The organism is Anaerovibrio sp. JC8 (assembly GCF_002100115.1).
In the GTDB taxonomy this organism is placed as follows: Bacteria; Bacillota; Negativicutes; order Selenomonadales; family Selenomonadaceae; genus Anaerovibrio.
Genome location: NZ_ANBM01000009.1, coordinates 73486 through 86004, shown reverse-complemented (window position 1 = coordinate 86004; position 12519 = coordinate 73486). Strand labels below are relative to the sequence as shown.

At 43.5% G+C, this 12519-nt stretch carries 12 protein-coding genes and 1 pseudogene; 1 reads left to right on the top strand and 12 read right to left on the bottom strand.

The window, feature by feature from the left end; translation table 11 throughout:
* From D081_RS09840 to D081_RS12680, 3 genes are all read right to left on the bottom strand, one after another.
* On the bottom strand, positions 1-514 hold a 514-nt coding region (locus D081_RS09840), incomplete at its 3' end, for a restriction endonuclease subunit S (RefSeq protein WP_085024003.1).
* On the bottom strand, positions 498-2072 hold the full coding sequence (locus D081_RS09835) for a class I SAM-dependent DNA methyltransferase (RefSeq protein WP_085024002.1): 1575 nt from the start codon (positions 2070-2072) through the stop codon (positions 498-500). The genes D081_RS09840 and D081_RS09835, both read right to left, overlap by 17 nt.
* A gap of 169 nt (positions 2073-2241) precedes the next feature.
* Positions 2242-2394: a hypothetical protein gene (locus tag D081_RS12680; RefSeq protein WP_158087631.1), complete on the bottom strand. Its 153-nt coding sequence runs from the start codon at positions 2392-2394 to the stop codon at positions 2242-2244.
* Positions 2395-2505: 111 nt separating this feature from the next.
* Here D081_RS12680 and D081_RS09830 point away from each other — a divergent pair.
* Positions 2506-2739 (top strand): annotated as a pseudogene (locus D081_RS09830) (transposase); the annotation flags it as partial.
* A gap of 103 nt (positions 2740-2842) precedes the next feature.
* Here D081_RS09830 and D081_RS09825 read toward each other — a convergent pair.
* From D081_RS09825 to D081_RS09785, 9 genes are all read right to left on the bottom strand, one after another.
* Positions 2843-3247: a GNAT family N-acetyltransferase gene (locus D081_RS09825; protein ID WP_198941985.1), complete on the bottom strand. Its 405-nt coding sequence runs from the start codon at positions 3245-3247 to the stop codon at positions 2843-2845.
* Positions 3248-3478: 231 nt separating this feature from the next.
* Entirely contained in the window at positions 3479-4066 is a 588-nt protein-coding gene (locus tag D081_RS09820) for an NAD(P)H-dependent oxidoreductase (protein ID WP_085023999.1), read from the bottom strand.
* A 76-nt stretch (positions 4067-4142) separates the two neighbouring features.
* A complete protein-coding gene (locus tag D081_RS09815) occupies positions 4143-4823 on the bottom strand; it encodes a DUF5714 domain-containing protein (RefSeq protein ID WP_085023998.1) in 681 nt (226 codons plus the stop codon).
* A gap of 286 nt (positions 4824-5109) precedes the next feature.
* The gene (locus D081_RS09810) at positions 5110-6894 is read right to left on the bottom strand and encodes a ComEC/Rec2 family competence protein (RefSeq protein ID WP_085023997.1); all 1785 of its coding nucleotides are present in this window, start codon (positions 6892-6894) and stop codon (positions 5110-5112) included.
* A 25-nt stretch (positions 6895-6919) separates the two neighbouring features.
* Positions 6920-7483: a ComEA family DNA-binding protein gene (locus tag D081_RS09805; protein WP_158087630.1), complete on the bottom strand. Its 564-nt coding sequence runs from the start codon at positions 7481-7483 to the stop codon at positions 6920-6922.
* A 146-nt stretch (positions 7484-7629) separates the two neighbouring features.
* Positions 7630-8127, bottom strand: coding sequence for a preQ(1) synthase (gene queF, locus D081_RS09800; RefSeq protein ID WP_085023995.1), 498 nt, complete (start codon positions 8125-8127; stop codon positions 7630-7632).
* Between the two features lie 35 nt (positions 8128-8162).
* Complete coding sequence (locus D081_RS09795; protein ID WP_085023994.1) at positions 8163-9881, bottom strand: GGDEF and EAL domain-containing protein; 1719 nt, start codon at positions 9879-9881, stop codon at positions 8163-8165.
* A 146-nt stretch (positions 9882-10027) separates the two neighbouring features.
* Entirely contained in the window at positions 10028-11965 is a 1938-nt protein-coding gene (locus D081_RS09790) for a TRAP transporter permease (RefSeq protein ID WP_085023993.1), read from the bottom strand.
* Positions 11966-11991: 26 nt separating this feature from the next.
* Positions 11992-12510, bottom strand: coding sequence for a DUF1850 domain-containing protein (locus D081_RS09785; protein WP_085023992.1), 519 nt, complete (start codon positions 12508-12510; stop codon positions 11992-11994).
* Positions 12511-12519: the final 9 nt, after the last annotated feature.

Below are 12519 nucleotides of genomic sequence, written 5' to 3'. Positions count from 1 at the left end.
CTAAATTATCATTTATCTTTTGTTTTAGTGCAATTCTATCAGAGATTACTTTATAATTACGAACCAAACGTTTCTGCTCATCTATTTCTGGTACTAAAACCTTTATTCTTGCAAATTCCTCCCATGGCATACTGCCACGCACACCACCAACAGCAATAAAAGAACACTCTCTATCAAACTCTGATCTTTTAAACCACATATTGAGGTAATCTGGCAAAATCTCTTTTGTATCCTTGACTCTAAAAATTGAGTATGCCGGAGACATTATTGCCTCATCATATTCAGTCAGACAAGCTATAGGTATTCTTTCATCACGACTCACCTGCATTAAACTTGCAGCAAATTCATTTTTTTTAATAACCTTGTATTTTGATAAATCGGTCCCTATAGTATTCGCCACTGATGGGATAAAGCACTTATTAATACTTACACCAAGCAAGCGAGCAAATCCACTAGAATTACGCTCGTCTACACGCTCAACCAATTCATCAATTGTTTTATAATTTGATTTCATAACCCAATTCCTTAAATACACCCAGTAAATCTGCCTTGGATTCTTCTTCCTGCTTCAGCAGCTCTTGTAATTCGCTCTGCAATGATTTCATCTTTGTATCGAAATCGATGGTTTCATCCCGGTTTACGAACTCTATATAGCGACTTGGCACAAGAGTGTAATCCTTTTCAGCTATTTCATCAAAAGAAGCACTATAGCAAAACTCAGGGATATTTTCATAGGTCTCCTCATATCCCTCTTGCTGCCAAGCATGGAATACATCCGTAACCTTTTGTCTATCCTCTGGAGTAAGTTCTATATACTTCTTCTCATATGGACTGCCCATCTGGCGCAAATCCATAAAGAGTATTTCACGCTCACGATTTCTATAATGCACAGTCTTATCATTCTTCTGTACAGTTCTGGCCTTCTTATTCTTATTCAATACCCATAGAGTAACGCTAATATCTGTGGTATAAAACAAGTTTCTAGGCAAAATAAGTATTGCCTCCACGATATTATTCTCAATCAAACGCTTACGGATAGAATACTCTGTTCCACTATCTGAAAGCGCACCATTGGCAAGCAAAAAACCCGCGGTACCATTCTCCGACAGTTTAGAGACAATATTTAATATCCAGCCATAATTTGCATTTCCCGTTGATGGGACATCATATCCTTCCCATCTAGGGTCATCTGTGAGTTCATCAGCAGCCCGCCAATCCTTCTGATTAAATGGTGGATTGGCCATTATAAAGTCTGCTTTTAAATCTTTGTGCTGGTCATTCATAAAGGTATCTGCCGCCTGCTCTCCCAAATTTGCAGAAATCCCTCGGATAGCCAGATTCATTTTAGCAAGCTTATAAGTTGTTCCGGTAAGCTCCTGGCCGTATACGGATACATTTTTCTGATTTCCCGAATGCGCCTCTACGAATTTTATGGACTGAACAAACATACCACCAGATCCACAACAAGGGTCATATAAAATACCGGAATAAGGCTCCAACATTTCAGCTATAAGATTTACTATGCTTTTTGGGGTGTAGAATTCTCCCTTACCTTTGCCTTCTTTAAGAGCAAACTTACTTAGAAAATATTCATATACTCTACCGATGATATCCTGTTCTTTATCTGCAGTCATTTCTATACTATCAATGACATCCAGAAGAGATGCCAGTTTGGTAGTATCCAAATTCAAACGTGAATAGTAATTGTCCGGCAATGCTCCTCGCAACTGCTCATTATTTTTTTCTATGGTGGATAATGCAGTATCAATTAGCAGAGCTATGTTGTCCTGCTTGGCATTTTCCATAATATATGACCAACGAGATTCTGGGGTCAAATAAAAAACATTATCTTTCGTGTAAAATGCCTTTACTTCAATGAATTTCTCTCTACCATCAGCGATAATTTTGGAACGTTGCTCTTCAAAACGGTCACTGGCATACTTTAAAAATATAAGACTCAAAACAACATGCTTATATTCAGCTGGTTCAACTGAGCCCCTTAGTTTATCAGCCGATTTCCACAGTGCTTCCTCCATGCTAACTACTTTTTTTGGTTTAGCTGCTCTAGCCACAAAAATTCCCCCGATACAGTCTGACTTTATATATGAATATATGTTATTCTTTATTTCTATTTTAGTATACTATTATTAACATATAACGCAATACAATTATGGCATTTTTTATACCCATCAAAAAGAACATATTATCTCATTTTTCTGTATACCCTATTCACCCCACCTCCTAATTCCAAAATTTCCCTAAAAATGCCAAATCCCCCGAAAGCAGCAGTGATGCTGTTTCCGGGGGATGAATTTTTATACCTTCCGATAAGTGGGCTTTATTGGTACTAATATAACGCTTGGCGCTGTCCTCTTTATTTCCTAAATTTGTCATGTATCCAGGCATCTTCTCCCTTATCCCATTTTCATTGATGCCATCCACTATTCCGTAAGGGATAATGGTATCATCAGAAAACTGTCTGCATATATCATCTTGGGCATCTCATTCTCAGCCGATGTGAGAACTCTGATTTATACTACAAACAGCATTGAATCCCTGAATGCTACATACCGTAAGCTCAACCGTCAGCGGAGTGTATTTCCAAGTGATCAGGCCCTTTTAAAAGCGCTATACCTTTCAACATTTGAAGCCACAAAAAAATGGACCATGCCGATCCGAAACTGGGGTAAGGTCTATGGTGAACTTCAAATCATGTATGAAGGAAGACTTCCTGAATAATAAAAAATCTCTCTGACTCTGTTCTTATGGACAGAGCCAGAGAGCCTTAGTGCGATTATCTTCCGAGATAACGCGCTAACACATCGGCACGACAACCTGGAATTTATCTTTTATAACACATTGGTACATACTTGATACCGTCCTCGGTTTGAACGTCATCTGTCTCTATGAATCCAAGGCTTCGATAGATTTCCTGTGCGAATAAAGATGAATTGACCGTAATCACATCTGCTTCTGTTTCAGCAAGAACCTTATTCCAAAGACTTCGGCCAATGCCCTGCCTGTGATGCTTCCCGTCAACGAAGAACAGCGCAATGTGACTCCCTGCATTTCTGGTCGCAATGATTCCGATCAGCCTGCCCCCGTCAAATGCGCCATAAGCAGTCAACATATCGAGATACTCTTCGGAATGTATCGCATTCCAGAATGCCTGCTCTCCGGATTTGGGATAGTTGACTGCTTCATATTCACAGAACACGTTCCAAATCAATGGAAGCGCATTATTCAATTCGTTTCTCTCTAATCGTCTAACCATATCTCTTATCTTATTATCTCAGAATCTGGTGAATCTTCACCTATTCTTCCTTCATAGAAGTGCCATCATCTCTACAAACGCCATATTTCCCATCTTTCAAGAACATTTCTCAGGAAGGTTGAACGACCCTCCATTTTTGGAGGGTTATATTGGATAAAAACGGGAGCAATTCACCATCCTGACAAACTTGAAGTTTTGAGTGTCTCAAAATTTTATACCCATTTCATACGCCTTGGAAAGATGTCGAGCAATATTCTCACTTCGTGCTTCTTCATTCCAATGCGTCATACTATCAAAAATAACCATTTCTTTCTCTTTTGCTCTATTACGAATTCTATCTCCCAACATTACTGTTTCCATAGCACTCTTTTCCCCTGTTTCAATGAGAGATTCCATTGATTTTCCTGCACAAACTATAAATAATGCTTTTTCAAGAACCTTCATAGTAGGATCTGGCTTATAAGCAAATCCTGTTGTCCAAATCCGATCAAACCAACCCACAAGCTTTGCGGGTGCTTCTGTCCAAAATACAGGATATATAAACACAATTGCATCACTGTTCTGTATTTTTTCCTGTTCAATCAAGACATCTTTTGATTTTATTCCATCAGCTCTGTAATAGGTTTCTCGTAAATATTCTTCTTCACTTATATCCGTTTTAAAATTCATATCATATAAATCAGATATAATAATCTCATGACCAGCATCTCTTAAACCTCGTTCAAAAGATTTATATATATCATTCGTAAAACTATCTTTTGAAGGATGACAATATACAATAAATACTTTCATACCAATACCTCTATTATCAAATTCCGATTTGTCTTAGTCATATATCCCGGAATTCAAAACATTTACATCATTCTAATCATCTGAACGGACATCTGCTTCCGATGCATTGGTTGTTCTGTTCGTAATGGATACACTTAATCTCAGGTCTTTCCATTTCAATACCAAAGTTTCCTTTAACAAAATCAATAGCCGTCAGAATGGCTAAATACGAATCTCTTTTGCAACATCTCGGGCCATCTATGCTTCCAATGGAATCAAGCGACTTTGATGTCATCTTGTTGGACAGTCCCCAAGGCTTGCCGGCAAGAGGAGTAGCCTTTGAAATGATCGAAATGAACATTCCGGTACTAAGGCCAGCTCCGCAGGCACCCCAGAATCCACATACACCACCAGGGACGCTCTGTCCTCTTTTCATCATCTCCGTCAAGGCATCCGATAGATCAACATCCCCGCCTGCGTTACGATATGCCGTCAATAATGCCGCGCCAACCATTACATGATGCTCAGGCCCGTGCATATGGCAAAAGGGCTCCGCCATCATTCTTCTTATAATCTCTACTGGATTTTTGCTCTCTTCACTAAGGCATATGCCAATAACAGCATCCAATCCCTTCATATGGCATTCATTACACACATAATGGCCATTGACGCATCTGGTCTTGCTTAATTCTTTCTTGTGACACAAGGCACACTCCATCATTTCGTCTCTTTCAAGATATTCCAACGGAGCCTTGCAGATAATGCATTCTTCTTTCATAGATTTTTACCCTTTATTCGTTTATGTTGAAATATAATATGCATTCATTCTAACATAACTCTTGACGAAATTCACGGAATTATATATAGTCAAAGCGAGCTGAACAATGGATATTTAACCACAATTCAGCTCGTAATTATCTTAGGATATCTCATTTACAGAAAAACTTTCACACACTCTAACATGGATATAATCACTCACTGGTAATCTAATATTATCGTTACTTTAGTATGCACCTGCTATTACCAATAGGGGGGGCTTACGTCTGATAAGACTCCACCCCCAACTAAAAAATCCCCTCAGCTCCACTATAGCGACTCTGAGGGGATTTTCTTTGTATCAAACTAGGTATTAAGGTATCAATGAAATGAACCTGCAGCTCCCTTGGATAACGATCATAAACTATCCCGCCAATCACAAGCAGCATTACCAGCCCTGCGATTATACCTTTCCTTTTTCCAGGCTTTCGGATACGTTCCTTAAACATCCCAAAAAGCTTTTGCCGTTTTTCGGAGGGCGCAATATACAGCCCCAGTACTCCGTAATACAGCAGCCAAAACCCATAATTCATGGTTGGCACATAGACCTGGCTGGCCGGAAGCCTGGCAATTCCCCTGGACAGCTCGTAGGCAGCTCCCAGCAGCAGGCTGGCACCAATAAAAATCAGCTTTCCCACCACCGGCAACAGACCAACCACTATTCCAGCCATCAGGCTTATGACAATAATGAGCTCCACTATAGGCTCCACCAAAATATTGGCCAGTAAGGAGCTTATGGAAACCACATTAAAGTACCATACCAAAAATGGCAGCACTGCCAGCTGGGCACCCATGGTTACCGCCAGACTGCCAGCCATGAATCGGGGCATTTTCCTGCCCAACTGTTTTCTGATTTTGGGTGACAGATACAGCAGCCCGGCCGTGGCCCCGAAGGACAGCTGAAAGGATATATCAAAGAGGGACAAGGGCCACACCAGCAATATGCCCAAGGCCGTAATGCTCAAAATATGCTGGGCATCCTTTTCCCGACCCATGGTCAGGGCCAAAATTGTCAATATTCCCATAATGGCTGAGCGGATAACCGGTGTGGTAAAGCCTGCCAACAGACTGTATACCCCAATAATCAGTGTTGCCAGCCCGGCTGTCATGGCTCCGGATAAGCCCAGCACCTTGCCAAAAACATTGGCCGTCCCCGCCATTAAAGTAATGTGGGAGCCGGATACGGACAAAATATGAATCAACCCCGTTACGGCAAAGGCCTCCAGCAGCTCCGGCCTAATTCCTCCATAGCCGCCAAACAGCATGGCAAAAATAGCACTGCTGTCCTCCTTCGGCATTACCGCCTCCATCTTTTTGCTATACAATGTCCGGATTCTATCAGCTAACCTGCCCAACACATCCTTATCCTGAAGACTTAACTCTATACTGTATTTCCCCGCCGCCATTTGCCCATGGATGCCTTGGGCCCTCTGTGACATTACCATATCCATGCGACCGGGATTCTGATAATCATGGAGTTTTCTCAGCCTACCCCTGACCGTGATGCTATCTCCGGAGCGGCCAAATACTTCGTCCCCCTCAACGCCCAATAAATGGCCCTTATGGTCATCATAGGAGGTATCCCTGGCATATAAAACTATTTTTCCGTGGGTATCGGAGCTTTCTCCCCCAACTTTTAACTGCTGACAATTTACCACATATTTTATGTGCCGCTTCCCCTCATTATCCAACCGGATTACTGGTGCTCCAACCAATTCCCCGGTCACTGTTATTTCCTGTTCAACCCAGTTTTCAATATCCAAGGGCCCCATATTCATGGCCCCGAAATAACGTACCAGACCCAACAGCAATATCATTCCGGCTATTGCCAGCCATGAACATTTATTTTTCTGATACACCAGAACTATACTGACCAAACCAAAAAGAACCAGCACACCGCACCAAATGCCATAATTTACCGGCTGACAATTAAAGTATCGTCCCAGCAATATTCCTGTTACCAATAAGGCCAACAGCAAATTTATAAACGCCTTTGGAAACTGTCCTTCCTTCCCGTTCACGATTCCTACCATTTTTCCCTGTTCTCCGCCACTGCACCTAGATGGTTATTCTGGGTGCCATTTTCTCATATTTGGATTTTCCTATCCCCTTGATTTTCTTTAATTCCTCCACCGCGGTAAAAGGACCATTCTGGGTACGATAATCAAGTATCCGCTGAGCCATGGTCTTGCCAATACCGGGAATTTTGGTCAGCTCCTCTGCCCCGGCTGTATTGATATTTATTTTATCTCCAGTACCTTCTGCTGTCCCCGTTGCTGCGATTCCAGCAGCCGGCACAGCCGCCCTGGCCTTCACCGTAATCTGCATGCCGTCCTTTATGCCCTCCGCCATATTTATGCTCTCCGCATTGGCATTGGGAAGCAGACCACCGCAGCTGTTGACGGCCTCGCCTACACGGCTGTTGGGGCTAAGTAATACCACCCCCGGATTTTTGACTGCCCCACAGACATACACAGCATACTGCTCTGCCCCATTATGGGCTGTAAACTGTTCACTGGCCGGTACCATTTCAGGAGCATTGTCCTCCTCTGCCTGCCAATAGGTCATTGCCGCCGTAATTAATAAAATAACTGCCAGTACCAGCATTGATTTTTTAAACATTACCATCACTTCACCTGCTTTCTTCTTTAAATTATAATCACTTTTATTAATTTATTCAATAAATTTCAATGAATGCATTTATATTTTTCCGCAAAATAAAACTCCTGCAAAATAATTGCAGGAGTCAAAAAACTTATTCATCTAAATCAGCGATTATCCACCTTGTCCATAAAGGCTAAATCATGCTGCTGGAATCTATGCCAGGCCAGCTCCTCAAACTTGGTTCCCGGACGTCCATAATTGGTATAAGGGTCGATGGAAATGCCGCCTCTTGGCAGGAACTTTCCCCACACCTCTATGTACTTGGGATTCATGAGCTTTATCAGATCCTTTTTTATAATGTTGACCACATCCTCATGAAAATCACCATGGTTGCGGAAGCTGAACAAGTACAGCTTAAGGGATTTGCTTTCCACCATCTTGATATCCGGTACATAGGAAATGTAAATTGTAGCAAAATCCGGCTGCCCCGTAATAGGACACAGGCTGGTAAACTCCGGACAGTTGAACTTTACCCAGTAATCATTGTCCGGATGCTTGTTGTCAAAGGTTTCCAGCACCCCCGGGTCATATTCAAAACCATATTTAGTATTCTGATTGCCCAGCAGGGTAATCTCCGGCATATTCTCTTTATCTCTTGGCATAAAAACTCCTAAAACAAAAACTTTACGCAGGTATGTTATCCCTCACTGACAGACTCACCATTGAAATACTTTGCTTCAAAGTTTTCCGGTGACTCAGGACGACCAAAGAGATAGCCCTGAATGGAGTCAGCATGGCAAATATCCCTAAGGAGAGCATATTCCTCCTCGGTTTCCACACCCTCTATACAACACTTGATATTGACACTGTGGCACAAATCCACAGTAACTCCCACCAGACGGCGGTCAAAGGCATTATCCTTCTCCGTTATGTGGGTAACAAAGGCCCGGTCAATCTTTACGATATCGCAGGACAGATTCTTAAGATACGCCAGGGAGGAATAGCCAGTGCCAAAATCATCCATGGCAATCCTGATGCCCAGCTTTCTGAAATCGTCGAACTGGCGATTAATATTGCTCCAGTCAGATACGATGGTGGATTCCGTAAGCTCCAGCACAATCTGTTCAGGTGCTATCTCATAACGCTTCAAGCAATCCATCACAAAATCCTTGAAGGAAGCATCCTTAATCTGCTCGTAGGACAGATTTATACTGATGCTCATGCCTGGATTAATCTTCTGCCATTCCTTGCACTGCTTGACGGCAGTTTCAAAAATCCAGTGCCCCACAGGAATAATCATCTTGGTTTCCTCCAGGATGCGGATAAACTCCATTGGAGACACCATGCGTCCCTTAGGATTGCGCCAGCGGAGCAACGCCTCCGCCCCAATAATCTTATTTTCCTGGGCGCTGACCTGAGGCTGATAGAACAGGGAGAAACCCTCACAGCCCCGCTCAATGCTGACACGCAAATCATCCCGCATGCTCAGGGACCTTATCCAGCGATTGTAATTCTCCTTGGAGAAAATACAGTTCTTGTTCTTGCCATCCTTCTTGGCCAAATCCAAAGCCGCCTCGGCATGCTTATGGAGCACCAGATAATCCTTGCCAGCCTGGGGAAACAGGACTGTACCACAGGAAATGGTGCAGAAGAACTGCTTGCCGTCAATATTATGAGGACGGGCAAAGCTCTTCTGGATACTTCCGTAAATATCCTCCACCTTTTCCGTATCCACATCCTGTATAACCAGTGCGAATTCGTCACCGTCCATTTTATACAGCATGACTCCTGCCGGCAAAACATCAGAAATCATCCGTGACGCCAGCTTCAGCACCTCATCACCATAGTGCCGGTTATAGGTTTCATTGACAATCTTAAAATTGTCGATTCCGAATACCATCAATGCCCCGCCGATTCCATCCACGCGATATCGGTTCAAGGCTACCTTGACAGCATGTTCAAACTGATACTTGTTCAAAAGTCCCGTAAGCTCATCAGCATGATTACGCTGGGCCAATTTCCTTATACAGCCCAAAAATAAGAAAGGCTTATCAGTACGGGTGTCAAAGGCATACTGCCCACGGCAGCGCACCCATACATAATCGCCCTTTCTGTTTCTTATCCGATATTCATAATCATGACCAATATTGGTTTTCCTTGATTCAGGCATCTTCTTTGACTCATAAAATCCGTCCAAATCATCCGGATGAATCAGGGGTGCCCAATACTTATCCATATCATAGAAGCATTCACCGGGCAGCTCGAAATCATTAACCATACTTGCCGACACCATGACCAGGTTCTCCTCCAGGTCAGTGGCAAAATAATAGTCATCCGTTGTTCGCTGAATCATTTTGAAAAATAAGGATATTCGCCTGAGAACAGAGCCTTGCGGGATATTAGTACGCTTATTCATCGGTATCACTCATCCCCCAATCGTTGATACTAGCTTCTTATCTACAATGATATACAAATTTACCCTTTAATTCAATCATTTTAACAAAAAGAAGCATCCCGATTACCCATAAAAAGTAACCAGAATGCTTCTTGAAATAACTACATTTATGCCTCAGCGGCTTCCCGGCTCTTGTGGCGTTTTCTCTGCAGCAGCAGGATTGCCATCAGGATAATCATACCAGGAATATCGGTTTCGATACCAGGAATAATCATCATAATACCACCTACAAAGAGGATAACCCGCTCAATAGGCTTGCTGTGATCGGCCAGATAGCCAATCATGGCAGAGCTTACACCTACCATTCCCAGTATTGCCGTAACTGTGGAGAACACCAGACCAAAGGCCGTGGCGTTTATCATCAGTATCATCGGCGACATTACGAATATGTACGGTATGATAAAGGCTCCTATGGCCAGCTTCGACGCGTTTACACCTGTCATCAGCGGTTTACCGCCACTGATACCCGAAGCCGCGTATGCCGCCAGGGCTACCGGTGGTGTTACGTCGGCAATTATACCGAAGTAGAACACAAACATGTGAGCCGCCAGTACAGGCACGCCCATCTGTACCAGAGCCGGAGCTGCAATGGTGGATGTAATAACGTAGTTGGCTGTGGTAGGAACACCCATGCCCAAAATAATGGAAGTTATCATGGTGAAGAACATGGTCAGAAGCAAATTGCCTCCGGACAATGCCAGCAGACCGGAAGCCAGCTTAAGGCCGATACCGGTCTTGGTTACAACACCGATAATAATACCGGCGGAAGCACATGCGATAACTACGCCCAGAACATTACGGGCACCTGCCTCCAGGCCCTTGATGATTTCGATTGGCTTCATGCGGGTAGATTTTCTAAGAGCAGAAGCAACAATGGAAAGCACGATGGCTACCAGGGCTGCACGCATTGGAGTATAACCGGTTACCAGCAGATAAACGATAACTACCAATGGAATGGCCAAGTGGCCCCGCTCCTTGAAGATTACCCAGGCCTTTGGCAGCTGATCACGAGGAACACCCTTCAGATCGTTACGCTTAGCCTCCAGATGAACCCCCAGCCACAAGCCGGTAAAGTAGAGAATAGCCGGAATTACGGCTGCCGCTACAATATCGATATACGGAACACCAACAAACTCTGCCATAAGGAAGGCTGCCGCACCCATTACCGGTGGCATCAGCTGACCACCGGTGGAGGAAGCTGCCTCAACGGCACCGGCAAATTCCTTACGATAACCCAATTTCTTCATCATTGGAATGGTGAAGCTACCAGTACCGGCTACATTGGCAACAGAGCTTCCTGATACAGTACCCATAAGAGCACTGGACAGTACTGCTACCTTGGCCGGACCACCACTGGCCCAACCAGCAATAGCGTTGGCAATATCAATAAAGAACTTGCCAAGGCCTGTGGATTCCAGGTAGGCACCAAACAAAATAAACAGGAAAATGAAGGTGGATGATACTCCCAACGGAATACCGAAAATACCCTCAGTAGTAAAATACAAATGACCTACCAGCTGTTCAACGGACAATCCTCTGTGAGCAAGAACACCCGGCATATAAGGCCCTGCAAAAGCATAGGTCAAAAATACAAGCACAACCACAACCATTGGAATACCAACTACACGTCGGGTTGCTTCAACTACCAGCAACAGGCCGATAACACCGATTATCATATCTGTAGGGGTTACCATACCGGCACGCATGGCCAGCTCACGGTACATGATACAGATATAGGCCGGTGCCGCGGCACCTAGTATGGCCAGCACCACATCAATGGGATGCACCTTGGTCCTGGACCAGGATCTCAGGGTAGGATAAAGCAAATATGACAACGCCAAGGCGAAGCCCAAATGGACAGCTCTTTGGAGCTGAGCATCCAATACGCCAAAGATAGCGGTATATAGCTGGAATACTGAAAACGTAATTGCAATGGCCGATACAATTTTGGCCATAACCCCCGTATACAGCATAGTGTCTGACTCTTTATCGTACTTTTTCAGCACTTCGGCGGCCAGCTCTTTTTCGTCTTTTTCTTCTGCCATAGCTGTATAGTCCCTCCTTCTTACCGTTACCTTAAAAAGGTTTTATATCTGGGTACAATAGTAATATCTATTTTTTGACCAGGCTCAAACATTTCATAAAGCTCAAATTTCTGATCATCAACCGTAACCGTCAGCTTAGTACCCACTCCAGTACGCAGGTTCAATTCATTGAAGTGACGGTTCATATCATCCATTATAAAGGCGTTTCCCTCCTGTCGGAACACACCATCCGATTCCATAAAAGGTAATCCCACACCAAAAGAATGATATTTGGTGGAATTAAGTACAAAGCCCTTTAATTTCTCATCAGGGGTGAGAAATTCCTCCACTAAGGTCTTCTGTACCGAATGTATAAAGCTTATTTCCAGTTTGGTTTCTGGCGTGACTGACATAGCCACAACTTGTTTGTTTTCATTACCATATATACTGAGCATTGGCCTGGTAGACCACCAGCCGGCCCACAGCAGGCCAAGCACCAGTATACACGAAGCAATAATTTTTTTCGTCATTTCTAAAAAAAGGGAGCTGAAGAATGACTTTTGCAACAGCTCCCA

What these genes read in the sequence shown, in the direction of transcription:
- D081_RS12680 (WP_158087631.1), bottom strand. Translation starts at nt 2,394, where the DNA reads ATGACAAATTTAGGAAATAAAGAGGACAGCGCCAAGCGTTATATTAGT.
- D081_RS09820 (WP_085023999.1), bottom strand. Translation starts at nt 4,066, where the DNA reads ATGAAAGTATTTATTGTATATTGTCATCCTTCAAAAGATAGTTTTACG.
- D081_RS09815 (WP_085023998.1), bottom strand. Translation starts at nt 4,823, where the DNA reads ATGAAAGAAGAATGCATTATCTGCAAGGCTCCGTTGGAATATCTTGAA.
- D081_RS09810 (WP_085023997.1), bottom strand. Translation starts at nt 6,894, where the DNA reads ATGGTAGGAATCGTGAACGGGAAGGAAGGACAGTTTCCAAAGGCGTTT.
- D081_RS09805 (WP_158087630.1), bottom strand. Translation starts at nt 7,483, where the DNA reads ATGTTTAAAAAATCAATGCTGGTACTGGCAGTTATTTTATTAATTACG.
- queF (WP_085023995.1), bottom strand. Translation starts at nt 8,127, where the DNA reads ATGCCAAGAGATAAAGAGAATATGCCGGAGATTACCCTGCTGGGCAAT.
- D081_RS09795 (WP_085023994.1), bottom strand. Translation starts at nt 9,881, where the DNA reads ATGAATAAGCGTACTAATATCCCGCAAGGCTCTGTTCTCAGGCGAATA.
- D081_RS09790 (WP_085023993.1), bottom strand. Translation starts at nt 11,965, where the DNA reads ATGGCAGAAGAAAAAGACGAAAAAGAGCTGGCCGCCGAAGTGCTGAAA.